The organism is Pseudoduganella violaceinigra DSM 15887 (genome assembly GCF_000425385.1).
GTDB classification, from domain to species: Bacteria; Pseudomonadota; Gammaproteobacteria; order Burkholderiales; family Burkholderiaceae_D; genus Rugamonas; species Rugamonas violaceinigra.
Genome location: NZ_KE384360.1, coordinates 96,332 through 119,615, shown reverse-complemented (window position 1 = coordinate 119,615; position 23,284 = coordinate 96,332). Strand labels below are relative to the sequence as shown.

Here is a 23,284-nt window from a genome sequence, read left to right as displayed (position 1 = left end):
CGGCCGGGAGACCCGGCCGGTGGGTACTTAATTACTTCAGATTATAGAACGCATCGCGGCCAGGGTAGGAAGCGATATCGCCCAGGTCTTCTTCGATGCGCAGCAGCTGGTTGTACTTGGCCATGCGGTCCGAACGGGACATGGAACCGGTCTTGATCTGCAGCGCGTTGGTGCCCACGGCGATATCGGCGATGGTCGAATCCTCGGTTTCGCCGGAACGGTGCGAGATCACGGCGGTGTAGCCGGCGCGCTTGGCCATTTCGATCGCTGCGAAGGTTTCGGTCAGGGTGCCGATCTGGTTGATCTTGATCAGGATCGAGTTGGCGATATCCTTCTGGATGCCTTCTTTCAGGATCTTGGTGTTGGTGACGAACAGGTCGTCGCCGACCAGCTGCACTTTCTTGCCCAGGACCTGGGTCAGATGCGCCCAGCCGGCCCAGTCGCCTTCGTGCATCGCGTCTTCGATCGAGATGATCGGGTACTTGTCGCACCAGGTGGCCAGCAGGTTGGTGAATTCCTCAGCCGACAGGACCATGCCTTCGCCTTCCAGGTGGTACTTGCCGTCCTTGTAGAACTCGGAGGCGGCGCAGTCCAGGCCAATGGCGATCTGGGTGCCTGGCTCGTAGCCGGCTTCCTCGATTGCCTGCATGATCAGCTTGATCGCGTCTTCGTGCGAAGCCAGCGAAGGAGCGAAGCCGCCTTCGTCGCCCACGGCGGTGTTCATGCCCTTCTTGTGCAGGATCTTCTTCAGGGTGTGGAACACTTCGGCGCCGTAGCGCACCGCTTCCTTGAAGGATGGAGCGCCGACCGGGATGATCATGAATTCCTGGATGTCCAGGTTGTTGTCGGCGTGCGCGCCGCCGTTGATCACGTTCATCATCGGCACCGGCATCTGCATGGCGCCGGAGCCGCCGAAGTAGCGGTACAGCGGCAGGCCGGCTTCTTCAGCGGCGGCTTTGGCGACCGCCATCGACACGGCCAGCATGGCGTTGGCGCCCAGGCGGGACTTGTTCTCGGTGCCGTCCAGTTCGATCAGGGTGCGGTCCAGGAACGCCTGCTCATTGGCGTCCAGGCCCATGATGGCTTCCGAGATTTCGGTGTTGATGTTTTCGCAGGCTTTCAGCACGCCTTTGCCGAAGTAGCGCTTGGCGTCGCCGTCGCGCAGCTCGATGGCTTCGCGCGAACCGGTCGATGCGCCGGACGGCACGGCGGCACGGCCCATGACGCCGGATTCCAGCAGGACGTCGCATTCCACGGTCGGATTGCCGCGCGAGTCGATTACTTCACGACCGATGATGTCAACGATTGCACTCATGTGTTTTCTCCAAAGTTAAAGCGAATTCTGGGCAAAATTGTTGCAAGGATAACAGACAGGACCAAAAAAAGGCCGCAAAACATTGCGGCCCCTTTGCAGACAACTTAGTTGAAGTTGGTCTCGAGGAAACCCGCCTTCTTGGTGACGCGGTCCAGTTCGATCAGAACGGACAGCAGTTCCTTCATGCGGCCGAGCGGCACGGCATTGGGGCCGTCCGACAGCGCTTGCGCTGGAACCGGGTGGGTTTCCATGAACAGGCCGGCCACGCCAACCGCCACGGCGGCGCGCGACAGCACAGGCACCATGTCGCGCATGCCGCCCGAGGAGCCGCCCTGGCCGCCCGGCAGCTGCACCGAGTGGGTCGCGTCGAACACCACCGGTGCGCCGGTTTCGCGCATGATGGCCAGCGAACGCATGTCCGACACCAGGTTGTTGTAGCCGAAGGAAGCGCCACGCTCGCATGCCATGAAATTGTCTTCGTTCAGGCCCTTGGCCTTGGCGGCGGCACGTGCCTTGTCGATCACGTTTTTCATTTCGTGCGGCGACAGGAACTGGCCCTTCTTGATGTTCACCGGCAGGCCGGACTCGGCGCAGGCGGTGATGAAGTCGGTCTGGCGGCACAGGAAGGCCGGGGTCTGGATCACGTCGACCACGGACGACACGGCGGCGATTTCTTCCACGGTGTGCACATCGGTCAGCACGGGAACCTGCAGTTCGCGCTTCACGTCGCCCAGGATTTCAAGGCCCTTTTCCATGCCCGGACCGCGGTACGAGGTGCCCGAGGTGCGGTTGGCCTTGTCGAAGGACGACTTGTAGATGAATGGGATGCCCAGTTCAGCGGTCATTTCCTTCAGCGCGCCGGCGGTGTCGAACGCCATCTGGCGCGACTCGATCACGCAGGTGCCGGCGATCAGGAAGAATGGCTTGTCCAGGCCTACATCGAATCCACACAGCTTCATGCTACGTTCTCCTTGGTTTCGACTGCCTTCAGGGCTGGCTTGCCGGCGGCGGCTTTATGCGCCAGGGCTGCCTTGATGAAGGAGGTGAACAGCGGATGGCCGTCACGCGGGGTCGATTTGAATTCAGGGTGGTACTGCACGCCCATATACCATGGGTGCGCATTGGCGCCGGTGCGCGGCAGTTCCATGATTTCGCACAGGTTCTCGTTCGGGGTGCGCGCCGCCACCACCAGGCCGGCTTCTTCCACGCGGGCCAGGTAATGGTTGTTCGCTTCGTAACGGTGGCGGTGACGCTCGGTCACCACGCTGCCGTAGATCTCGGAGGCCAGGGTGCCCGGCTTCACTTCGCAGGTCTGCGCGCCCAGGCGCATGGTGCCGCCCAGGTCGGAGTTGGCGTCGCGCTTCTCGATCTTGCCGTCTTCGTTCTGCCATTCGTCGATCAGGGCCACCAGCGGCTGCTCGGTGTCCGGCTCGAATTCGGTGGAGTTGGCCTTGCTGAAGCCGGCCATGTGGCGCGCATATTCGATCAGCGCAACCTGCATGCCCAGGCAAATGCCCAGGTAAGGAACTTTGGATTCACGGGCGAATTGCGCCGCCTTGATCTTGCCTTCCACGCCGCGCTTGCCGAAGCCGCCCGGCACCAGGATCGCATCGAACTTGGCAAGTTCGGCGACACCCTTGGTTTCGATCTCTTCGGAGTCGATGTACTCGATGTTCACGCGCGACTCGGTGTGCAGGCCGGCGTGGCGCAGCGCTTCGGTCAGCGACTTGTACGATTCGGTCAGTTCGACGTACTTGCCCACCATGCCGATCGACACTTCCGCCTTCGGGTTTTCCAGGTTGTGGATCAGCTTTGCCCACATCGACAGGTCGGCCGGCGCCGGGTTCAGGTCCAGCGCTTCGCAGATGATCGCGTCCAGGCCCTGGTCGTTCAGCATTTGCGGCACTTTGTAGATGGTGTCCACGTCCCATACCGAGATCACGGCGCGTTCTTCGATGTTCGAGAACAGGGAGATCTTCGCCACTTCGTCTTCCGGGATCTTGCGGTCGGCGCGGCACAGCAGCGCGTTCGGCGAAATACCGATTTCGCGCAGCTTCTGTACCGAGTGCTGGGTAGGCTTGGTCTTCAGTTCGCCGGCCGATGCGATGTACGGCACCAGGGTCAGGTGAACGAAAGCGCAGTTCTTGCGTCCGGCGCGCAGCGACAGCTGGCGCGCGGCTTCGAGGAATGGCAGCGATTCGATATCGCCCACGGTGCCGCCGATTTCGCACAGGGCGACGTCGTAGCCTTCCGCGCCACGGCGGATGTAATCCTGGATTTCATTGGTGATGTGCGGGATCACCTGCACGGTCTTGCCCAGGTACTCGCCGCGGCGTTCCTTGCGGATCACCGATTCGTAAATCTGGCCGGTGGTGAAGTTGTTCACCTTGCGCATGCGGGTGGAGATGAAACGCTCATAGTGACCGAGGTCCAGGTCGGTCTCAGCGCCATCGTCGGTAACGAAGACTTCACCGTGCTGCATCGGGGACATGGTGCCTGGGTCCACGTTGATGTACGGGTCCAGTTTGAGCATGGTGACTTTGAGGCCTCGCGATTCGAGGATCGCGGCGAGGGAGGCGGCGGCAATCCCTTTACCAAGGGACGACACAACGCCACCAGTGACGAAGACAAATTTGGTCATTGCGAGATCGGCGCCGGGGAGGCGCGCAGCGGGAAATTGAAATTATAGCTCATTTTGGAAGCAAATGCGTGCGGCACCGAACAGACCCGGGCCCCGCCAGGCCGCAACAATGACATTATTTCAACAGGAGGCCACCATGAGTCTTGACCGCGACGAGTACGGCAACTATGTCGACACTGGGCACCAGGGCCCCGGTCCCCGCCTGATGGGCGCGGACACCCTGATCGGCGACCACGTCCACAACCTGCAGAATGAACACCTGGGCACGGTGAAGGAAATCATGCTCGATATGCAGACCGGGCATGTCGCCTATGTGGTGATGGCCACCGGCGGCGTGCTGGGCATCGGCGAGAAGCTGTTCGCGGTGCCGTTCGAGGCGCTCACGCTCGACACGTCCAATCACCGCATGACGCTCAACATCGAGAAGGAGCGCATCGACCAGGCGCCCGGCTTCGACAAGAGCCATTGGCCGGATATGGCCAACCAGAGCTGGGCCACTGAAGTGCACAACTACTACGGCACCAGCAGCAGCACCAGCGGTCCCAGCCACCTGGACCAAAGCTCGCGCTAGGCGGACTGCAGGTCGAGCCGCATCGGGATAAAGCGTATCCCGTGCATTTCCGCCACCGGGCCGGTCGCCGTGAAGCCCAGGTGGAGGTACAGGCCTTCCGCAAAGGCCGAGGAGTTCACGGTGAAGCTGCCCGGGTTGCCGCGCGCCAGCGCCGCGTCCCGGGCCGCCTCCCACAGCAGCCTGCCGACGCCCCGCCCGTGCCAGGCCGATCCCACATAAAGACTGAACAAATGCGCGTTGTCGCGCACAGCCACCACCCCGGCCAGCGTAGCGCCGTCGAAGGCCAACTGGTAGCGATAGTTGTCGGCCTGCAGATTGCGGCGGATGATGTCCGGCGACAGCGACACCAGGAACTCTTCCGCGCCAGCGCCATCGGGTTCGATGGTCAGGAATGGCTGCAGCGACAGGATCAGGGCACTGATCGCAGCTGCGTCGTCAGGCACGCCTGGCCGGACCTCAAACGCCCGGGACAATATTCTCACCTTCAATCAGCACATAGCTTTGGCCGTCGAATTTATAGCGCGCCATCCCGTTCCGCTCCTCGTGCTGGCGCGCCTGATTTTTCGGCGCATCGTCGCCCCTGTTTTCCTCAAACCCGGTAAAGCGCAGCACCACATCGTCGAACGCAGCGCCTTCGCGCTTCTCGAACTGCAGTTTGCCTTCAATCGACCAGCAGTGCGAGGTTTCTTCGCCGCAGGCGCCCTCATTGTCCGATGACAGCGACAGGCTGTGGGCCAGGTCGTGCATGGGGCCATCCGCCAGGTCAAAGATGGAAACGAATTCGACAGAGGCGCCCTGCCAGGTGCCGCCATGCCGCACCATAAAGCCAGGCTTGCCCTGGCCCAGCGACACCCACTGCACCTGGCCAAACACGCCGTTCGAACCGACTTCGGCAATATTTTCGTGACGCGCTTCGACTGTCCATTTGCCGCCGTCTTTGCGCAGGATGTATGCGCTCAACAAGCCGGAGGTGGCATGGTAGGCCATGGCTTCGCCTTGTTCATCCAGCTGCTGGGCGTTGGCAACAACGGCTACCCGGCCATCCGGCAGTTCGTGCATGGCGACTGGTTCAAGGCGATATGATCCTGTCGCATTGTGCCCTTCTTCATGGTCCGGCAGTTGCGCCACCAGATAATCCTCGTGCGCCCCTTCGTTGCCGTACACCGCGCGCAGCAGCTCCATCATGCGCACCGTCTCGGCGCTGACCCGCTTTTTCGCCTCGGCCGCCACCGGCTGCGCGGGCACGGGTTCTGCAACGGCCGGCGGAACTTCCTTTTTGGCGCAGGCCGACAGGATCAACGCCGCACCAAGCAGCATCAGCTTTTTCGTGTTCTTCATCGCAATCCTTGTAGGGTTCAACTCAAATTTCCGGGACAATATTTTCGCCCTCAATCAATACATACTGGCTGCCGTCGAATTTGTAGCGTGCCATGCCGCGCAAGGTCTTCCCCTCGCGCGACGACTTTTCCGGTGCCTCCTCGGCACTACTTTTAGCGTACCCGGAGAAGCGCAGCACCAGGTCATCATACGATGCGCCTTGGCGCTGCTCGAACTGCCACTTGCCCTCAACCGACCAGCATGAGGGACTGTCGCTGCCGCAGTTGCCGCTGGTCGAAAATACCGGCACGCCCTTCGTCAGGTCGTGCATGGAGCGATCCGCCAGACCGAATACGGACAGGTAGCTGATCGACTGGCCTTGCCAGGTGCCGCCATGCCGCACGGTGAAACCTGGCCGCCCGCTTCTCAGCGAGACCCACGTCACCTCGCCGAATAGCCCGAAGGAGCCCAGGGAGGCAATGTTTTCATGGCTCGCCTCGACTTTCCATTGCTCGCCTTGCCGGCGCAGTACGTAGGCATTCAGCAGCTGGCGGCATTTGAAGCGGCCGGCGCCTTCGTTACGGCCGCGGAGGCTTTTGCAGGGGCGGGGTTGACAGCAGCCGGCTGGGGTGTTTCGTTCCTGCCGCATGCCGCGAGGAGCAGCGCCACGCCAAGCAGCGCAAGCTTATTCGTATCGATCATCAAAGCCCCGGCACCGACGGCAGCTCGCCGCTGACCAGATAATATTCGCCATGCCGATAGGTATAGCGCAGGGTGGAATTGACCTCGCTGCGGCTGCGGGGCTCCGATTCCGGCGCGTTGTTTGGCCTGGTCTCGACATAGCCGACGTAATCGACCACCACATCGTCGTATACCTGCTGCGGCTGGCGCTCGAAACGCCACGTCCCTTTGATACTCCAGCATTCCGGCTTTGCTGCGTCACATATCTTTTCGTTGTCCGATGCGAGCGAGCGCATAAAGATCGACATATTTCTCATACGTGGAGCGGCCAGGTCGAACAGCGAAATTTGCCGTATTTCGAGACCATCCGGCGTATAAGTACTCTCGATGCCGAAACCCGGCTTTCCCGCACCAAGGTCCAGCCAGCTGACGTTACCCAGCTGCCCGAAAGTGCCCGAGCTGGAGGCGTTCTCGAACTTGCGTTCAACTGTCCATTCCCCATCCTGCTTCTGCAACAGGTAGGCGCTCAAGCGACCGGCATTTTCGTATTTCGGATCCCGGATTTCGTCAAGAACCCCATTTGCGACCAGGGCCACACGGTCAGCGCCAAGTGCACGCATGCTGACTGGTTCGAGACGAAAGCGCTCCCGCACGAGAGGAGCCTCCTCGTTTCGAAAGGTGGCGATGACGTGGTCGCCCTCCGTGCGTCCATAGACGACGCGCATCAGGTCCATCATGCTCGGCAGGCTGCCGCTGCCAGCGGCCTTGGCTTGCGCAAGCGCTGGCACTGGCGCAGGATCAGGTTTGGCGGGGGCATGCGGCGCTTCTTGTTTGGAGCAGGCAGCGAGGAGTAGTGCCGCGCCAAGCAGCGGCGTCAGTTTGGTCTGGCCAGGTTTCATATATTTCACGGATTGGGAACGGAATGTTCGCCGCTGGCAAGGACGTATTCCCCGCTGCGGAATGCGTATCGCGCTGTGTTGCTCACCTCAGTGCGGGTGCGTGCGACCGTTTCGGCGGAATCTTCGGGCCGGGACTCGGTATATCCGCTGAAATCGAACACCAGATCGTCGTAGGGTTGCTGCGTCTTGCGCTCAAAGCGCCATTTACCTTCAACGCTCCAGCAGCGATGTCGCCGCTCGTCACAATCGCCGCCGTTATCGGAGCCGACCAGCCCGACTTTCTTTGCCAGGTCATGCAGCTTCGGGTCGCCGAGATCAAACACCGACATATACTGGACGGTATTGCCTTGCCAGGTCCCGCCCCACTCGATCACGAAACCCGGCTGTCCCGGCCCCAGTTCGACCCAGGCGACAGTGCCCAGCTTGCCCCACGTCCCCATTGCATCGACGTTTTCAAAGCGACGCTCCACTTTCCATTTGCCGTCCTGTTTTTGCAGCACATAGGCATTCAACAAACCGGGCTGGCCGTGACTGGGATTATCGTCGTGCGCGTAGTTCGCGCTCGCCACCAGGGCCACGCGGTCCGTTCCAATGCCGTGCATGCTGAGAGGGGTGATGCGATAGCTGCTCTTTTCGCTGCGCTTGTCGTAGTCCGGCAGATCGACAATCAAGGGCGTATTGGCGGCAGTTCCATAGATGACGTGCATCAGCTCCATCATGCGGATTTCTTCCGGATCCACCGGCGCAGCGGGTGCTCCGGCCACTTCCTGTGGCGCGGCCACTGGCGTTTTAACTTGTATGACCGATGGCGGGGCAGCTTTTTCGCCGCGTTGGCAGGCAGTTGCAAGGACAGCCACAGGGAGCAAAATCGATATTTTCTTGATAGCTAAATTCATGCCGGCATGGTAACACCCGGAACCCGCGCACATTCTCATTGAAAATCACGGCTGGCGGTCGGCAATCGGCCCAGCAGGTGCGACAGGTCGACCAGGCGGCGCGCCACCAGGTGGCGCACGATGCCCTCCTGCTGCCACACGCCGTACACCCCAAGCAGCGTGGAGCCCAGCACTTCGCGCCGGTATTGCGCCACCAGGTCGGGCCAGACGATCACGTTGACGTAGCCGGTTTCGTCTTCAATGGTGACGAACAAGACCCCCTTTGCCGTGCCGGGGCGCTGGCGGCCGGTGACGATGCCGGCGCCGCGCGCCAGCTGATTGTTGCTGAAGGTGTTGAGCACCTCGGCCGGCAGGAAACGCTTGGCCAGGAGCGCCGGCCGCAACAGCGCCAACGGATGGCGCCCCAGCGTCAAGCCCTGCGCGCGGTAGTCGCCGACGATTTCCTCGCCTTCGGTCGGCGGAACCAGCTGCGGGGTTTCCTCTTCCACTTCGGTCGGGCGCAGCAAGTCCTTGTCGGGCACAGCACCTGCCGCGTCCCACAGCGCCTGCCTGCGGTTGCCTGCCAGCGCATGCAAGGCATTGCCGCCGGCCAGCACCTGGAGGTCGTGGCGATTGAGGTCGGCGCGCCGCGCCAGGTCGGCCACGCTGGCGAAGGGCCGCACTGCACGCGCGGCCATGATGCGCGCAGCCGCGTCCCCGCGCATGCCGTACAGCCGCGACATGCCCAGCCGCACGGCGGCTTGCCGGCGCTGGCCCTGGGCCGACAACGCCGCAAGGAATTCGTCCGGCGTCACATCGCGCCCAAGCGGCTGCATGGGCGCCGGTGCGGCCTCCTCCACTTCTTCCAGCGACGATTCCCAGGCGCTGATCGTGACATCCACTGCCCGCACTTCGATGCCATGCTGCTTCGCGTCCTGCACCAGCTGCGACGCGCTGTAGAAGCCCATCGGCAGGCTATTCAACAAAGCGCACAGAAAAGCCGCCGGCTCATGGCACTTGAGCCAGGAACTCGCGTACGTCAACAGCGCAAAACTCGCCGCATGCGACTCGGGGAAGCCGTATTCGCCGAAGCCCTGGATCTGCTGGCAGATCTGCAGCGCAAACTCCTCGCCCAAGCCGCGCTTTATCATGCCGCTGACAATGCGCTCCTGATACTTTTCCAAACCGCCCTTGCGCTTCCAGGCCGCCATCGAACGCCGCAGCTGGTCCGCTTCGCCCGGCGTAAAGCCGGCACCGTCAATCACCACCTGCATCACCTGCTCCTGGAAGATCGGAATGCCCAGGGTGCGGCCAAGCGCTTTCTCGAGCCCATCCGGATAAGTGACCGGCACCTTCCCCATGCGCCGCTGCAAATATGGGTGCACCATGCCGCCCTGGATCGGGCCGGGCCGTACGATGGCCACCTCGATCACCAGGTCGTAGAACCTGCGCGGCTTGAGGCGCGGCAGCATACTCATTTGCGCGCGCGATTCAATCTGGAACACGCCGATGGTATCGGCCTGGCAGATCATGTCATACGTCGCGTCGTCTTCCGGCGGCACACTGGTCATGCCGAACGGTAGTTGATAGCGCTGCGAGATCAGGTCGAAAGTACGGCGCATGGCAGTCAGCATGCCCAGCGCCAGCACGTCCACTTTCAGCAGGCCCAGTTCTTCCAGGTCGTCCTTGTCCCACTGGATGACGCTGCGGTCCTCCATCGCAGCGTTCTCGATCGGCACCAGGCGCGAAAGCTTGTCCTGCGAAATGACGAAGCCGCCCACGTGCTGCGACAAATGGCGCGGGAAGCTGAGCATCTGCAGCGCCAGGTGGGCCCACTGGTGCGCCACCGGCGAATCGGGATCGAGCCCGCACTCGGCGAAGCGCTCCATCAATTCCTGCTTGCGGTCGAACCAGCGGTGCGACTTGGCGACCTTTTCGACGATCTCCAGGTCCACGCCGAGCGCCTTGCCGCTGTCGCGCAATGCGCTCTTGGTGCGGTAGCAGATGACGGTGGCCGCCAGGGCCGTACGGTGGCGGCCATACTTTTCGTAGATGTACTGGATCACCTCTTCGCGCCGCTGGTGCTCGAAGTCGACGTCGATGTCCGGCGGCTCCTTGCGCTCGATCGACATGAAGCGCCCTACGACGCTGTTGCCGCGGATGGGGTCGACCGAGGTCACGCCCAGGCAATAGCAGACGGCGGAGTTGGCGGCCGATCCGCGCCCCTGGCACAGGATGCCGACCGAGCGCGCATAGCGAACAATGTCGTACACGGTCAGGAAGAAGTATTCATATTCCAGCGCCTTCACCAGCTCCAGCTCCTGCTCGATCTGCGCCTGCACCGCGGGCGGGATGCCGTGCGGGTAGCGCCCCTCGGCGCCCTTATAGGTTTCCTGGCGCAGGAAACTGGCCGGCGTATGGCCCGGCGGGATCAGCTCATGCGGATATTCGTAGCGCAGCTCCTCCAGCGAGAAACGGCACATGCCGGCGATGCGCATGGTCTCCGCCAGCACCGGCGCCGGGTAGACGTTCGCCAGGCGCAGCCGCGAGCGCAGATGCTGCTCGGCGTTCTGCCCCAGCGCATAGCCGCACTCCTGGACGGGTTTGCCCAGCCTCACCGCCGTGAGGGTATCGTGCAGGGGCTTGCGCGAACGCACGTGCATGCACACGTGGCCGGCAGCGACCACCGGCAAGCCATGCTGCAGCGCGACTTCCTCGATCGCGGCGTCGTGCGCCTCATCGAAGGCGCGGCCCAGCATGGTCAAGCCGATCCAGCTGCGCTCGCCAAAAGTGGCGGCCATCCATGCCGCCTGCCGGTGCAGGCGTTCCACCTCGGCCGGGTATTCCGGCAGCAGGAGCAGCAGGCAATCGGGCAGCCCGCGCAAATGTTCGCGTTCGGGCGGGGGCTGGGCGAAATCGTCGGGGTGCAGCTGGTAGCTGCCCTTGTCGGCGCGCATGCGGCCGAGGGTGATCATTTCCGACAGGTTGCCGTAGCCATTGCGGTTGGTGGCCAGCGCCAGCAGCGAGAGCGCCGGGCTGCCGTCGGCATGGGTCAGGTGGAAATGGGCCCCGATCAGCAATTGCAGGCCACGCTCCCTGGCCGCCGCGTGTGCCCGCACCACACCGGCCAGCGAGCATTCGTCCGTGATCGCCAGCGCACTGTAGCCGAGCTTGATCGCCCGCTCCACCAGTTCTTCCGAATGGGAGGCGCCATGCAAAAATGAAAAGTTTGACAGGCAAAACAGCTCCGCATAGGCGGGCAGCCCGGCGCGCAATAACTGTATACCCATACAGCATTCTACACCACCGCCGGCGCCCTGCGCCACACTGTTGTATCCTGCGCCGATGACTATTTACGAGCTGAACTGTTTTGGCACCCGCCCCGGCGCGGGCAATCCTGCCCTGGTGATACTTGGCGGCATCCGTGCCGAGGACCGGCAAGCCTTTGCCAAGGCGGCCAATAAAAGCGCCAGCGTATTCGTCGACCCGGGCACCGGCGGCGCATCGTGGACACTGGACTACTTCTACCCGCACACGCGCTCTCCCCTCTGCCTGCATGCCACCCTGGCCGCCGCCCGCGTGCTGCTGGCCGATGCGCCCGGCCCGATCACAGTGCGCAGCGCCATGCGCGGCCAGGAACTGGTGCTGACCCGCAGCGCCACCGGGGCCTTCATCAGCCTGGCGCGCCAGCCGGCACCGGATGCCGCTGCGCCGGCCGACCTTGCCGAACGCCTGCTGGCGGCGCCCGGCCTGCCGCTGGTCTCGGCGCCCGCGGTCGCCTCGGTCGGCAGCCCCAAGCTACTGGTCGAAGTGGCCGACAGCGCCACGCTGCAGTCCTTGCGCCCGAACCTGGCGGCGATCTTTGAATGGGGCCAGGAGCACGGCGTAAATGGCATCTATGCCTGGTGCCGCCGCCCCGACGGCGCCTTCGAGGGCCGTAACTTCAACCACCTGGACCCCGCCAAGGAAGACAGCGCCACCGGCGTGGCCGCTGGGGCGCTGACGCTGCACCTGGGCCGCTCGCTCGACCTCTACCAGGGCGCCCAGCTCGGTCAACCCTGCCTGCTGCGCACGCAATTGGACGGCGCACACATCCAGATCGGCGGGGCGGCGGACTACGTTTGAGTTGGGGCAGAGCACGACACGTTTGAACCGGGCATGGTGCGGAATGAACGTCGGCGCCGCTTCAGGTACGAGAACGTGTGGGCGACTTCGCACGCCTGCTGCTGAAGTTCTGAATCGCTTTGATATACCGCAAAGCCTCCTCCGGGCAAATGATGCAAGGTGGAATCACAACCCACTCGGAGGAGGTGCTATGGCTGCAATGACGATCCACTTAGCCGGCGACGTTATTTCCGCAATCGCCAAATGGGCCCCGATAGAACAGATGTCGGCGGAGGAATTCATCCTCAGTGCCGTTTCCGAAAAATGCGCCAAGGCCAATGCGCTGGAGGAGGTCGAGCTGTTCTGGCTCGACCTGGCGCGTCCATTAACGGCCGGCAATTAGGGCCAGTTCCGCGCCCATGTTCGCAATGGCCGCGGCCGTGTAGTTATCGGTGAAGAAGGGGTCCGCGAACAGCGTGCCCGCCTCGGCCTTGCCCCGCAGGTGGGCCAGGACCTGGGCCCGCTGGCTGTTGTAGCGCTCTTCCGGCACATGGGCGTATTCGGCGCGGATGCCGCGCGCATAGGCCTGGTAGACCTCGGCTTCCTGGCCGAGGATGGCCAGGTCCACCGACAGCATGGTGTCCTTCAGGGGATGCACCATGGCGCCGCCCTGGAAGTGGTCGGTGGTGCGGACCAGGGTCGCCACTTCGTCGGCGCGCACGGCGTCCGGCTCCAGCCCGCTGCCCAGCCACAGGCGGGCGCTGGCTTCCTCGTTCGTCACATCGCCGGCGCCATGGGCATACACGGCATCGTGGAACCAGAAGGCGGCCTTCACCAGCGCCACATCGGCCGCCGAGGCGCCGGTATTGGCGGCCCAGGCGCGGATTTCCGCCAGCCCGTGCACCAGATGGTCGAGGTTGTGGTAATGGCGATCGGCGCCGCCGTAAGCCTGCTCGCCGGTCAGGCGCTCGAACCAGTCGGCCGAATGCGGACGCTCGCGCCACAGGCTGTCCCATTCCTTGCGCAGCCAGGCCAGGATCCAGGCCTCGTAGGCCGGGGCCGGCACGAATTTCTTCATGGTCCAGTTCCAGCCCACCGGGCCTTCCAGCGCTTTCACGAAGCTGGAGCTGACCGATCCCAGGTCGCGCGGCGGCATCACGAACAGCGTCTTGGCGCCGCCGATCACTTCCACATTGGTTTGCTGGATCAGGTTTTCATAGTCGAAATCGGCAGTGCTGCGGATGCCGCGGATCAGGTAGTCGACGCCGTTGCGCTTGGCCACGCGCGCCGTGTATTCGCTTTTCACGATCTGCACGCTGACATTGCCCCAGCCCCGCTCGGCGCAGCTGGCCAGCACGATGCCCTTGCGCTCCTCGGCGGTGAATTTGGGCGCCTTGGTGGAGTTCTCGGACAGGAATACGACCACTTCGTCCGCCAGCGAACGCGCTTCGCCAATGACCCACATGTGGCCATTGGTGATGGGATCCAAAGTGCCCGAGAAACCGATCTTCTGCATGCCCTGCTCCACTTGTCAAAAACGACATTCTAGCGCGAGGCAAACTCCACCGTCACCTGCAGGCCGCCCAGGCGCTCGGAAGCGTCCAGCGTTAACGTGGCGCCGTGCCGTTCGGCGATGGCGCGGATGATGGCCAGACCCAGCCCGCTGCCCTGGGCTTCGCTGCCCGGCACGCGGTAAAAGCGGTTGAAGACGCGCTCGCGCTCTTCCGGCGCGATGCCGGGGCCGCTGTCCTCCACCACCAGCCGCGCGCCCTGGCCCTCGGCCGCCGCCAGCACCGAAACGTCGACCATGCCGCCGGCCGGGGTGTACTTGACGGCGTTGTCGACCAGGTTGCGCAACAGGATCAGCAGGGCGTCGCCCTGGCCCTGCACGCTGGCCTCCTCGGCCCGCGCCAGTCCCAGGTCGATGCCGCGCGCCTGCGCCGCGCCGGCCATATCGCCCACGCTGCGCTTGGCCAGCTCGGTCAGGCTGACCGGTTCCAGCTTGGCGTCGGCGGCCTCGGTGCGCGCCAGCACCAGCAGCTGCTCCACCAGGCGCGAGGCGCGTTCCACCCCGGCCGACAGGCGGCCGATCGCCACCTCGCGCGCCTCGCTGCAATCGGCGCGCGCCAGGCTGAGGATCTGCAGCTTGAGCGCCGCCAGCGGCGTGCGCAGCTCGTGCGCCGCGTCGGCGACGAAGTTCTGCTGCGCCTCGAACGCCGTCTGCACGCGCGAGAACAGCAGGTTCAGTTCCTGCACCAGGGGCCGCACTTCGTCCGGCAGGTCGGCGTCGGACACCTCGGACAGGTCGTCGGCCTTGCGCAGGGCCAGCTGCCGCTGCACGCGCGCCACCGGCGCCAGCGAGCCGGAGACCACCCACCACACCACCACCATGAGCACCGGCGCCATCAGCGCGATCGGGCCGACGGTGCGCAGCGCCAGCGTGCCGGCCATGCGCTTGCGCACGGCCAGGTCCTGGGCGATCTGGATGGTCTGGTTGGCGGACTGCGCCGAAAACACGCGGTAGGTCGTGCCGTTCGCGCGCACATTGGAAAAGCCCAGCACCGCGCGCTGCGGCAGCTCGGCCCGGGACAGCGAGCGGAAGACCTGGATGCCGTCCGGCGTCCAGACCTGCACCACCATCTCGTCGTTGCCCGGATCGTTGGGGTCGGTGTTGTGGCTGGCCGCCATCGGCGTATTGCTGCGCAGCGACATGGCCATCTGCTGCATGTGGTAGTCGAAGATCTGGTCGGCGTCGCTGAGCGCCGAACTGTAGGCGATCATGGCCTGCGCCACGGCGGCCGTGGTGATGGCCGCCAGCAGGAACCATAGCAGGCGCCCGCGCAGCGAGTGCGTGACATTGACCTTCGGCACCGCCATCATCATGCTTTCGGGACCATGTAGCCGAGGCCGCGCACGTTCTGGATCAGTTCCGCCCCCAGTTTCTTGCGCAAGCCGTGGATGTACACTTCGACCGCGTTGGAATTGACTTCATCCTTCCAGCTGTACAGCTTTTCTTCCAGCTGGGCGCGCGACAAGACGATGCCGGGGCGCGCGATCAGCGCTTCCAGCACCGCCCACTCGCGCGCCGACAGGTTGACCGGCTGGCCGTTGGCGATCACCTCGCGCGTCTGCGGGTTGATCGAGACGCCCTTGTGCTCGAACACCGGCTCGGCGCGCCCGGCGGCGCGGCGCAGCAAGGCGCGGATGCGGGCCAGCAGCTCGTCCAGGTCGTAGGGCTTGAGCACATAGTCGTCGGCGCCCGCGTCCAGCCCCGCGATGCGCTGCTCCACGGCGTCGCGCGCGGTGGCCACCAGCACCGGGGTCAGTTCCTTGCGGGCGCGCATGGAGCGCAGCACTTCCAGCCCGTCCTTCTTGGGCAGGCCCAGGTCCAGCAGCACCAGGTCGTAGGTCTGGGTCTGCAGGGCCGTATCGGCCATGGCGCCATCCTTGACCCAGTCGACGGCGTAGTGCTCTGCCCGCAGCAGGTCGAGCACTACCTCGCCGATCATGGTGTCGTCTTCTACCAGCAGGAGGCGCATTGTCTTACCTTTCTTGTTCTATGGATTAACCGAGGCGCACCGGGATAAAGATGCGGTCCTCGCCGCGCTGGATCAGCAGCGCGACCGATTTGCTGGATTTTGCCACGAGGTCGCGCACATCGTTCACGGAATTGACCGGACGGCCGTTCACCGACAACAGCACATCGCCCGGCTGCACGCCGGCGCTGGCGGCGGCGCCGCCGGCATCCTCGACCAGCAGGCCGGACGGCAGGCCCGATTCGCGCCGTTCCTGCGGGTCCAGCTGGCGCAGCGCCAGGCCGAGGCGCAGCTTGGCCGCCGCCTCGTCGTTCTTCAGCGCCGCCACATTGCGGTCGGCGGCATTGCCCAGCTTGCCTTCCAGCGTAACGTTTTTCCCCTGGCGCCAGACTTCAAGCTCCACTTTATCACCGGGCATGGCCAGGCTCACCAGCGCCGGCAGGTCGCCCGAGGCGATAATCTTCTGGCCGTTCATCTTGCGGATCACGTCGCCCGCCTTCAGGCCGAGTTTTTCCGCCGGGCCGCCGCGCTCCACATTCGACACCAGCGCGCCTTCCGGCGACTCCAGGTCGAAGGAATCGGCAAAGCCCTGGTTCACTTCCTGCACCATCACGCCCAGGCGCGCATGCACCACCTTGCCGGTCGAGACGATCTGGTCGCGCACGCGGGTCGCCACATCGATCGGGATCGAGAAGGACAGGCCCTGGTAGCCGCCGCTTTGGCTATAGATCTGCGAATTGATGCCGATCACTTCGCCCTTGGTGTTGAACAGCGGACCGCCCGAGTTGCCCGGGTTGATCGCCACGTCGGTCTGGATGAAGGGCACGTTGGAGTCGTCCGGCAGGGAACGGCCCTTGGCGCTCACCACGCCGGCGGTGACGGTGTTTTCCAGGCCGAACGGCGAACCGATGGCCAGCACCCACTCGCCCACCTTCACGTCGGTGGAGCGGCCCAGCGGCACCACCGGCAGGTTCCTGGCTTCGATCTTCAGCACGGCCACATCGGTTTTCGGGTCGGAGCCCAGCACCTTGGCGCGGAATTCCCGGCGGTCGGTCAGCTTGACCGTCACTTCATTGGCGTCGCGCACCACGTGGGCATTGGTTAGGATGATGCCGTCGGCGCTGACGATGAAGCCGGAGCCCACGCCATGGGTGGGCACGGCGCCGCCGCGGCCGCGCTGGCCGGGGCCCTGGAAGCGGCGGAAGAATTCGAAGAAGGGGTCGTTGTCGGCATCGTCATCGCCGCCGCGGAAATTGGCTTCCTTGGTGCTGCCGACCGTGCTGATATTGACAACCGCCGGACCATTGCGCGAGGCGATGACGCTGAAGTCAGGCAAGGAAATCATCGGTGCCGGCACGGGCGCCGGGGCGCCCTGGGCCGCGTTGGCCGGGGCGGAAAGGGCGGCGACTGGGGCGGCGATGGCCTGGCTATGCTGGACAGCGATGGCTGCACCGGCACCGACGACGCCGGCGGTGGCCAGGGCGAGGAACATGGTAGTGGTGTTGCGCATGATTTGACTCCTGATGAAAATGGCGTTTCTCAACGGCTCCAATATGCGGCATGAAACTTAGACGCGTCTTAATGCAAAAAGGCCGGGAAACCCGGCCTTTTCATAGGAGCAGACGCGTTTAGGCCGCTTTTTGCTCCAGGGCAGCATGATTGACCACGCCGTCAATCGCGATCTTGCGTGGTTTCAGGGCCTCCGGCACTTCGCGCTGCAGCTCGATGGTGAGCATGCCGTTGTCGAAGGAGGCGCCGTTCACCCGCACGTGGTTGGCCAACTGGAAGCGCTGCTCGAAGTCGCGGAAGGCGATGCCACGGTGCAGGAAAGTCTTTTCCTGGCTGTCTTTCTGCTTGCGGCCGACGACGATCAGGGAGTCGCGTTCGGTCGTGATATCGATTTCGCTGCGGTCAAAGCCGGCCAGCGCCATCACGATACGGTACTCGTCTTCCGACACCAGCTCGATATTGTACGGAGGGTAGCTTGGCTGCTCGTTGCGATGCGCATCATTCAGCATCTGGGCCAGGCGGTCAAAACCGATGGCGGAACGATACAGTGGGGTCAGGTCAAAAGTACGCATTTTCAATATCCTTTCAAAGTTAAGCGATATACGGTCCTGCGGCCCCCTTCTGGGCAACCGCTGACTCCGATATAAGTTCGCCCAAACGGATTTCAAGAGGAATTTTTAGCGTTACGTTCTGAAACAATTCCCCACCCCCTGCGTGCTACACTCGCCCGTCGCACTTTCCTTGTTGAAATAAATGAAACTGTTCACCCAAACCGCCCTCGCCCTGCTGCTGGGCGCCGCCTCCAGCGCCCACGCCGGCCAGGCCATCCCGGCGCCAGCCGACCAGCCTTATCCAGGCACCATCGTGATGAAGGTCGACGCCTCCAACACGGCCCAGAACATTTACCGCATCCAGCAGACCATCCCCGCCAAAGCGGGCAAGATGACGCTGCTGTTCCCGCAGTGGGTGACGGCGCAGCACGGACCGACCGGTGCGCTGAACCAGTTTGCCGGCTTCAAGGTCAGCGCCAACGGCAAGACCCTGGCCTGGCGCCGCGACAACGTGAACGTCTACGCCTTCCATATCGACGTGCCGTCCGGCGCCAAGGCGATCGAGGTGGAATACCAGCACCTGGCGCCGACCGAATCGGCGCAAGGCCGCACCTCGATCACGCCCGACATCCTGGGCATCCAATGGCAGTCGATGACCATGTACCCGGCCGGCTACGCCACGCGCCGCATCCCGATCCAGGCCACGCTGACCCTGCCGCCCGGCTGGCAATACGGCTCCGCGCTGGAAGAAGCCGAACGCCATGGCGACGTGGTGAGCTTCAAGACCACCGACGTCGAAACCTTCGTCGATTCGCCGCTGTTCGCCGGCCGCTACTTCAAGCGCTTCGACCTCGATCCGGGCGCCAAGGCGCCGGTCTACCTGAACGTGGTGGCCGACAACGCCGAAGCGCTGGAAGCCAAGCCGGAACACATCGAACTGCACCGCAACCTGGTCAAGCAGGCCTACAAGGTATTCGGCTCGCAGCACTTCAAACACTACGACTTCCTGTTCGCCCTGAGCGATGAATTCGGCCGCGTGGGCCGCGAACACCACCAGTCCAGCGAGAACGCGCTGAAGACCGACTACTTCACCGACTGGAACAAGACCGAATCCGAGCGCGGCCTGCTGCCGCACGAATTCACCCACTCCTGGAACGGCAAGTTCCGCCGCCCGAAAGGCCAGGACGTCCTGAATTTCAACCAGCCGCTGCAAAACGACCTGCTGTGGGTGTATGAAGGCCAGACCACCTACTACGGCGAGCTGCTCGCGGCGCGCTCGGGCCTGATGAAGGCTGCCAGCATCAAGGACGCCATCGCCGCCACCGCCGCGCGCTACGCCATCATGAAGGGCCGCGAATGGCGTTCGGTGCAGGACACCACCTACGACCCGATCATCAACGCGCGCCGCGCCATCCCTTGGTCGAACTACCAGCGCAGCGAAGACTACTACAACGAAGGCATGCTGATCTGGCTGGACGTGGACACCAAGATCCGCGAACTGTCGGGCGATCAGCGCTCGCTGGACGACTTCTCCAGCAAATTCTTCGGCGTGGAAGACGGCCGCAACACCGCCCTGCACTACACCGTCGACGATGTGGTCCATGCGCTCAACAGCGTCCAGCCGCATGACTGGGCCACGTTCCTGCGCACCCGCATTGAAGACCTGGGCCCGGTGCCGCTGGACGGCATCACGCGCGCCGGCTACAAGCTGGCATTTGCCGAGAAGCAGACCGATTTCCTGAAAGCCGCCGAAGAGCGCGGCAAATCGGCCGACTTCACCTACTCGCTCGGCTTCAACGTCGGCAGCGAAGGCAAGATCGAAAGCATCCAGTGGGAAGGCGTCGGCTTCAAGGCCGGCCTGTCGGGCAATACCACCCTGCTGGCCGTGAACGGCCGCGCCTACAAGGCCGAACTGCTGCGCAAGGCGATCACCGAAGCCAAGACCAGCCGGAAGCCGATCGAACTGCTGGTAAAGCACGGCCAGCAATACAGCACCGTTGCCCTGCCTTATTACGAAGGCCTGAAGTATCCGCGCCTGGAACGCATCGACGGCACGCCGGACCGCCTGGAAGCGATCCTGGCGCCGCGACAGTAAACCACGCTCTTGCGGGCGCACTGCGGTGCGCCCGCCCACCCCTGCTCGCGCTGGCAGAACTCGGCCATCCGGGAGGGTTCCCCCGCTACTTGAGGTAACGCGAGCTCCAGGCGGCGATCAGGCCGGCCACGTAGCTCGCGTCTTCGCGAACGGTCAACAGGTGGTCCGCGGTATCGAGCGAGATAAAGCTCTTCGGATGCTTGGCCGCCGCGAAAATTTCCAGCGCATTGTTGATGCCGACCGTCGTGTCGCCCGGCGCATGCATGACCAGCAAGGCCTTGCGCATGCCGGCGATCTTGTTGCGCAAGCTGTGCTCCGCCACATCTTCCAGGAATTGCCGCTTGATGCGGAAAGGGCGCCCGGCCAGCTGCACCATGGCTTCGCCCTTGGCCGTGATCTCGTCAATCTGCTCTTCGAACAATTGCGTGACATGCACCGGATCGCTCGGCGCGGCAATGGTGACGACGGCCTGCGCTTCCGGCACCGTCCCCGCAAACGCCAGCGTCGCCGCACCGCCCAGGCTATGCCCGATCAGGATGCGCGGCGCCTGGAATTCATGGCGCAGGAAGGCCGCGGCAGCCTGCAGGTCCGCCACATTGGAAGAGAAATTGGTGTTGGCAAAATCGCCTTCGCTGGCACCCAAACCGGTGAAATCGAAGCGCAGCACGGCGATGCCATGTTCGGTCAGGGCCTGCGCGATGCGGTTCGCGGCAAATACATCCTTGCCGCAGGTGAAGCAATGCGCGAACAAGGCATAGGCGCTTGCACCGGTCGCTGGAGAGTCCAGCCGCGCCGCCAGCCTTTGCCCGGCGGCCCCAGGGAATTCGAGTCGTTGTGCGTACATAGGCGCTCCTCCCGTTTTGCGCCCATCATACGCCTTCCTTCAAATGGGGGTTGCCATGCGCGACGGGTTCGCCGCCAGCGCCGTTGATCGGCCCCTGGGTGAGGTCCACGGCACATGCGCTAGGCGAACAAACCATGCAGGAACCAGCGCGTTTCGTCCGTACCGGGCGTGCGCTCGCGGAACACCCAGTAGTAGGCATGGTCTTCGCCCTCGGCGATGAAATAGTCGCGGCTTTGCGTGTCGCTCCACCAGCCGGCTTCGATGCGCTCGCCGCTGGACACCATGCGCAGCGGCGAGCAATAGAACGGCCGGTGGTCGCGCATCAGCAGCTGGATCGGCTTGGGCAGCAGGAAGGCCGGGCGCGGCAAGGGACGCGGCGGCAACTGGCCCGCCACGTCGGCCGGGCGCACTGGCTCGTGCAGGGGCACCCAGCGGTTGGCCACCTCGGGCCGGTAGTCGGCCTTGGGGTAAGGCTGCAACACATTGTCGGCGCCGAGGCGCGCCACCAGCACTTCGACCAGGCGCTGGCGCTCCTGCGGGCTGCCGCCGGGTTCGGGGAACAGCGAATCGCTGAGCGGCGCCATCGCTTCAACCTGGGCCGCTTCCAGCGCCAGCCCGATCACCGGCGCCGGGAGTTCCACCTTGGCCAAGCGCTCCTTCAACAGGCGCACGATATGCGCATCGCGCCAGGTGGGCTCGGCCAGCATCACGTCCACCGGCGTGGGCGGGCAGGCTTCGCGGCCGCGCTCATGTTCGAGCAGCAGGCGGATGCGCGAAACGGCGAACTGGTGGGCGCACAGCCAGCCGGTCAGCTGTTGCAGCAGGCGGCAGGCGCCGGCCAGCAGCAGGTCGGTGTTTTCGATGCGGCCGAACAGTTCCAGCCTGGCCTTGAAGCTGGGCGGTGCCGCGATCCATTCGTGCATTTCCGGCGCCAGGCCTTGCGCGGCATCGAGCATATCCAGCACTTCGATGCCGCAGCGGCGCTGCAGGCCCGGGCGCGGCAGGCGCACCAGATCGCCGATACCGCGGCAGCCGATGCCCTCCAGCCAGCGCTGGTGGCGCTGCAACGGCGGCAACAGGCCCACCGGCAGCAGATGCAGGCGACGCAGCAGGCTGTCCAGTTTGAGCGTGCGGCCGCCGCCGGCGCGCGCCAGCAGCCAGGCGCCGCGCGCCGTCGGCGCCACGCCCAGCACGCCGCTGAAGCCGAGCTTTTGCAGGCTGTCCCGCACCAGGCGGCACAGGCGGCGGATGCCGCCGAACAGGCGCAGGCTGGCGCCCACGTCCAGCAGCAGGGTGGCGCCCTCGCCTTGCGCCACCTGGGGCGTGTATTGCAACATGGCCAAGGCGACGGCCTGCAGGGCTTCCCGCTCCTGCTGCGGCGCGCGTTCGTGCATCTGGGCTTCCGGCGCCAGCATCAGGGCGCCGCTGCGGCGCATGCCGGGCCGCACGCCCATCCTGTGGGCCAGGCAGGAGACGGCCAGCACGCCCTCCTGTTCCAGCACCACGCTGCACTGATCATCCGACCAGTTCGGACAGAACACTTCGAGCGGTAGCCGGGGCAGGTAGAGAGCGATCCACAGACGCATGGCGTTGCAACAGGGTGGGGGTTAATGGGAGGAACAGCGGCGTGTCGCGCTGCGGTCCCCGGCGCTTGATGAATTCGATATTGATGCCGCCAGCGGCGGGCCGCAGTGCCAGCCGCAGCGGCGCGGGAGAGGAATCCTGGGCCGCGGCAATCGGCCGCAGCAGGAAGAACAGGGCCTCGCCACACTGGGCAGCCAGATGCAGGCGGCGCAGCGATTCATTGCGGATCTGCTGTTGCCACAACAGCACGGCGCCGCAACTGCCGCTGCGCAGGATTTGCTCGGCAGCCCACAGGCAGTCAGCCGCCTTGCCGGTGTTGCGGATCCAGAGCAGTTGCTGGGAATGCAAGTCCAGGCCCAGGGTTTGCGGGGCATAGGGCGGTTGCAGCAATGCCACCGGCAGCTTTTGGCCGGCCAGCGCGGCTTGCAGCAAGCGCCATTCGCCGATGCCAGGTTGCTGGAGTAGCAACTCCGTCAGGACGCCCGTCGGCCAGCCTCCCCCGGGCAACTGGTGGGAGAGGACGGGGATTCCGGTATCCACACAGGACGTGGCTCCCTTGCTGAGTTGGGATGCCAGCCAGAGGGCCGGATGCAGGGGTTGTGGGTCAACGAGCGCCATGGCAGACTATACTGTACATGCATACAGTATAGTCCTACAAGCGCGCGGAGAAAACCTGTTTCCGCGTTTGGGCGGCAAGAACGGTCCAGATACCTGAGTGCGAAGAAACCTGCCGCCACCAGTTCGGCTGATAGAATCGGCAAT

Annotated in this window: 21 protein-coding genes; 4 read left to right on the top strand and 17 right to left on the bottom strand. The window is 64.2% G+C overall.

Going from position 1 to position 23,284, the window contains the following annotated elements:
• Positions 1 to 31 precede the first annotated feature (31 nt).
• The 3 genes from eno to pyrG form a co-directional block, all read right to left on the bottom strand.
• Positions 32 to 1,315 (bottom strand): phosphopyruvate hydratase, encoded by a 1,284-nt coding sequence (eno, locus tag H597_RS0127025; RefSeq protein WP_028104866.1) that lies wholly within the window; start codon positions 1,313 to 1,315, stop codon positions 32 to 34.
• 104 nt (positions 1,316 to 1,419) lie between these two features.
• Positions 1,420 to 2,274: a 3-deoxy-8-phosphooctulonate synthase gene (gene kdsA, locus H597_RS0127020; protein WP_028104865.1), complete on the bottom strand. Its 855-nt coding sequence runs from the start codon at positions 2,272 to 2,274 to the stop codon at positions 1,420 to 1,422.
• Positions 2,271 to 3,956 (bottom strand): CTP synthase, encoded by a 1,686-nt coding sequence (gene pyrG / locus H597_RS32660; protein ID WP_051294144.1) that lies wholly within the window; start codon positions 3,954 to 3,956, stop codon positions 2,271 to 2,273. Before pyrG ends, kdsA begins: the two co-directional genes overlap by 4 nt.
• A 136-nt stretch (positions 3,957 to 4,092) precedes the next feature.
• On the opposite strand from pyrG, the gene H597_RS0127010 reads away from it, so the two are divergent.
• Positions 4,093 to 4,527, top strand: a complete 435-nt coding sequence (locus tag H597_RS0127010) for a PRC-barrel domain-containing protein (RefSeq protein ID WP_028104864.1) — start codon at positions 4,093 to 4,095, stop codon at positions 4,525 to 4,527.
• Here the strand turns inward: H597_RS0127010 and H597_RS34455 are convergent.
• The 6 genes from H597_RS34455 to H597_RS0126975 are packed head-to-tail and all read right to left on the bottom strand — an operon-like array spanning position 4,524 to position 11,589.
• Positions 4,524 to 4,970, bottom strand: coding sequence for a GNAT family N-acetyltransferase (locus H597_RS34455; protein ID WP_028104863.1), 447 nt, complete (start codon positions 4,968 to 4,970; stop codon positions 4,524 to 4,526). The two genes, H597_RS0127010 and H597_RS34455, sit on opposite strands and share 4 nt — an antisense overlap.
• A gap of 13 nt (positions 4,971 to 4,983) precedes the next feature.
• The gene (locus H597_RS0127000) at positions 4,984 to 5,865 is read right to left on the bottom strand and encodes a hypothetical protein (protein ID WP_028104862.1); all 882 of its coding nucleotides are present in this window, start codon (positions 5,863 to 5,865) and stop codon (positions 4,984 to 4,986) included.
• A gap of 22 nt (positions 5,866 to 5,887) precedes the next feature.
• Complete coding sequence (locus H597_RS0126995; protein ID WP_028104861.1) at positions 5,888 to 6,493, bottom strand: hypothetical protein; 606 nt, start codon at positions 6,491 to 6,493, stop codon at positions 5,888 to 5,890.
• Positions 6,494 to 6,545: 52 nt separating this feature from the next.
• Positions 6,546 to 7,424, bottom strand: coding sequence for a hypothetical protein (locus H597_RS35225; protein WP_154668302.1), 879 nt, complete (start codon positions 7,422 to 7,424; stop codon positions 6,546 to 6,548).
• Positions 7,425 to 7,429: 5 nt separating this feature from the next.
• On the bottom strand, positions 7,430 to 8,320 hold the full coding sequence (locus H597_RS0126980; protein WP_154668301.1) for a hypothetical protein: 891 nt from the start codon (positions 8,318 to 8,320) through the stop codon (positions 7,430 to 7,432).
• A 35-nt stretch (positions 8,321 to 8,355) separates the two neighbouring features.
• The gene (locus H597_RS0126975; protein WP_028104857.1) at positions 8,356 to 11,589 is read right to left on the bottom strand and encodes an error-prone DNA polymerase; all 3,234 of its coding nucleotides are present in this window, start codon (positions 11,587 to 11,589) and stop codon (positions 8,356 to 8,358) included.
• A 55-nt stretch (positions 11,590 to 11,644) separates the two neighbouring features.
• On the opposite strand from H597_RS0126975, the gene H597_RS0126970 reads away from it, so the two are divergent.
• The gene (locus tag H597_RS0126970; RefSeq protein WP_028104856.1) at positions 11,645 to 12,424 is read left to right on the top strand and encodes a PhzF family phenazine biosynthesis protein; all 780 of its coding nucleotides are present in this window, start codon (positions 11,645 to 11,647) and stop codon (positions 12,422 to 12,424) included.
• Between the two features lie 199 nt (positions 12,425 to 12,623).
• Positions 12,624 to 12,806 carry a hypothetical protein gene (locus tag H597_RS0126965; protein ID WP_028104855.1) on the top strand — a complete coding sequence of 61 codons (183 nt, stop codon included), beginning with the start codon at positions 12,624 to 12,626 and terminating at the stop codon, positions 12,804 to 12,806.
• Here the strand turns inward: H597_RS0126965 and coaD are convergent.
• The 5 genes from coaD to H597_RS0126940 all read right to left on the bottom strand — a co-directional run bounded on the left by coaD (position 12,789) and on the right by H597_RS0126940 (position 18,020).
• A complete protein-coding gene (gene coaD, locus H597_RS0126960) occupies positions 12,789 to 13,919 on the bottom strand; it encodes a pantetheine-phosphate adenylyltransferase (RefSeq protein WP_028104854.1) in 1,131 nt (376 codons plus the stop codon). The two genes, H597_RS0126965 and coaD, sit on opposite strands and share 18 nt — an antisense overlap.
• Positions 13,920 to 13,948: 29 nt before the next feature.
• Positions 13,949 to 15,283, bottom strand: a complete 1,335-nt coding sequence (locus H597_RS0126955) for an ATP-binding protein (RefSeq protein ID WP_028104853.1) — start codon at positions 15,281 to 15,283, stop codon at positions 13,949 to 13,951.
• Positions 15,283 to 15,942, bottom strand: a complete 660-nt coding sequence (locus H597_RS0126950; RefSeq protein ID WP_028104852.1) for a response regulator — start codon at positions 15,940 to 15,942, stop codon at positions 15,283 to 15,285. Before H597_RS0126950 ends, H597_RS0126955 begins: the two co-directional genes overlap by 1 nt.
• A gap of 25 nt (positions 15,943 to 15,967) precedes the next feature.
• Entirely contained in the window at positions 15,968 to 17,449 is a 1,482-nt protein-coding gene (locus H597_RS0126945; protein ID WP_035375345.1) for a DegQ family serine endoprotease, read from the bottom strand.
• Positions 17,450 to 17,567: 118 nt separating this feature from the next.
• On the bottom strand, positions 17,568 to 18,020 hold the full coding sequence (locus H597_RS0126940) for an Hsp20 family protein (RefSeq protein WP_028104850.1): 453 nt from the start codon (positions 18,018 to 18,020) through the stop codon (positions 17,568 to 17,570).
• A 181-nt stretch (positions 18,021 to 18,201) separates the two neighbouring features.
• Between H597_RS0126940 and H597_RS0126935 the strand changes: the two genes are divergently transcribed.
• Positions 18,202 to 20,094: a M61 family metallopeptidase gene (locus tag H597_RS0126935; RefSeq protein ID WP_028104849.1), complete on the top strand. Its 1,893-nt coding sequence runs from the start codon at positions 18,202 to 18,204 to the stop codon at positions 20,092 to 20,094.
• Between the two features lie 85 nt (positions 20,095 to 20,179).
• On the opposite strand, the gene H597_RS0126930 is transcribed toward H597_RS0126935, so the two are convergent.
• From H597_RS0126930 to imuA, 3 genes are all read right to left on the bottom strand, one after another.
• Positions 20,180 to 20,938 (bottom strand): alpha/beta hydrolase family protein, encoded by a 759-nt coding sequence (locus H597_RS0126930; protein ID WP_028104848.1) that lies wholly within the window; start codon positions 20,936 to 20,938, stop codon positions 20,180 to 20,182.
• Between the two features lie 119 nt (positions 20,939 to 21,057).
• Positions 21,058 to 22,524 (bottom strand): Y-family DNA polymerase, encoded by a 1,467-nt coding sequence (locus H597_RS0126925; RefSeq protein ID WP_051294143.1) that lies wholly within the window; start codon positions 22,522 to 22,524, stop codon positions 21,058 to 21,060.
• Positions 22,454 to 23,140 carry a translesion DNA synthesis-associated protein ImuA gene (gene imuA, locus H597_RS0126920; protein ID WP_028104846.1) on the bottom strand — a complete coding sequence of 229 codons (687 nt, stop codon included), beginning with the start codon at positions 23,138 to 23,140 and terminating at the stop codon, positions 22,454 to 22,456. The genes H597_RS0126925 and imuA overlap by 71 nt, the downstream gene beginning before the upstream one ends.
• Between the last annotated feature and the right edge of the window lie 144 nt (positions 23,141 to 23,284).

Bases quoted from the DNA above. Each gene is read 5' to 3' on its own strand.
- eno (WP_028104866.1), bottom strand. From the start codon at position 1,315: ATGAGTGCAATCGTTGACATCATCGGTCGTGAAGTAATCGACTCGCGC.
- kdsA (WP_028104865.1), bottom strand. From the start codon at position 2,274: ATGAAGCTGTGTGGATTCGATGTAGGCCTGGACAAGCCATTCTTCCTG.
- pyrG (WP_051294144.1), bottom strand. From the start codon at position 3,956: ATGACCAAATTTGTCTTCGTCACTGGTGGCGTTGTGTCGTCCCTTGGT.
- H597_RS0127010 (WP_028104864.1), top strand. From the start codon at position 4,093: ATGAGTCTTGACCGCGACGAGTACGGCAACTATGTCGACACTGGGCAC.
- H597_RS0127000 (WP_028104862.1), bottom strand. From the start codon at position 5,865: ATGAAGAACACGAAAAAGCTGATGCTGCTTGGTGCGGCGTTGATCCTG.
- H597_RS0126995 (WP_028104861.1), bottom strand. From the start codon at position 6,493: ATGCGGCAGGAACGAAACACCCCAGCCGGCTGCTGTCAACCCCGCCCC.
- H597_RS35225 (WP_154668302.1), bottom strand. From the start codon at position 7,424: ATGAAACCTGGCCAGACCAAACTGACGCCGCTGCTTGGCGCGGCACTA.
- H597_RS0126980 (WP_154668301.1), bottom strand. From the start codon at position 8,320: ATGAATTTAGCTATCAAGAAAATATCGATTTTGCTCCCTGTGGCTGTC.
- H597_RS0126975 (WP_028104857.1), bottom strand. From the start codon at position 11,589: ATGGGTATACAGTTATTGCGCGCCGGGCTGCCCGCCTATGCGGAGCTG.
- H597_RS0126970 (WP_028104856.1), top strand. From the start codon at position 11,645: ATGACTATTTACGAGCTGAACTGTTTTGGCACCCGCCCCGGCGCGGGC.
- H597_RS0126965 (WP_028104855.1), top strand. From the start codon at position 12,624: ATGACGATCCACTTAGCCGGCGACGTTATTTCCGCAATCGCCAAATGG.
- coaD (WP_028104854.1), bottom strand. From the start codon at position 13,919: ATGCAGAAGATCGGTTTCTCGGGCACTTTGGATCCCATCACCAATGGC.
- H597_RS0126955 (WP_028104853.1), bottom strand. From the start codon at position 15,283: ATGATGGCGGTGCCGAAGGTCAATGTCACGCACTCGCTGCGCGGGCGC.
- H597_RS0126950 (WP_028104852.1), bottom strand. From the start codon at position 15,942: ATGCGCCTCCTGCTGGTAGAAGACGACACCATGATCGGCGAGGTAGTG.
- H597_RS0126945 (WP_035375345.1), bottom strand. From the start codon at position 17,449: ATGCGCAACACCACTACCATGTTCCTCGCCCTGGCCACCGCCGGCGTC.
- H597_RS0126940 (WP_028104850.1), bottom strand. From the start codon at position 18,020: ATGCGTACTTTTGACCTGACCCCACTGTATCGTTCCGCCATCGGTTTT.
- H597_RS0126935 (WP_028104849.1), top strand. From the start codon at position 18,202: ATGAAACTGTTCACCCAAACCGCCCTCGCCCTGCTGCTGGGCGCCGCC.
- H597_RS0126930 (WP_028104848.1), bottom strand. From the start codon at position 20,938: ATGTACGCACAACGACTCGAATTCCCTGGGGCCGCCGGGCAAAGGCTG.
- H597_RS0126925 (WP_051294143.1), bottom strand. From the start codon at position 22,524: ATGCGTCTGTGGATCGCTCTCTACCTGCCCCGGCTACCGCTCGAAGTG.
- imuA (WP_028104846.1), bottom strand. From the start codon at position 23,140: ATGGCGCTCGTTGACCCACAACCCCTGCATCCGGCCCTCTGGCTGGCA.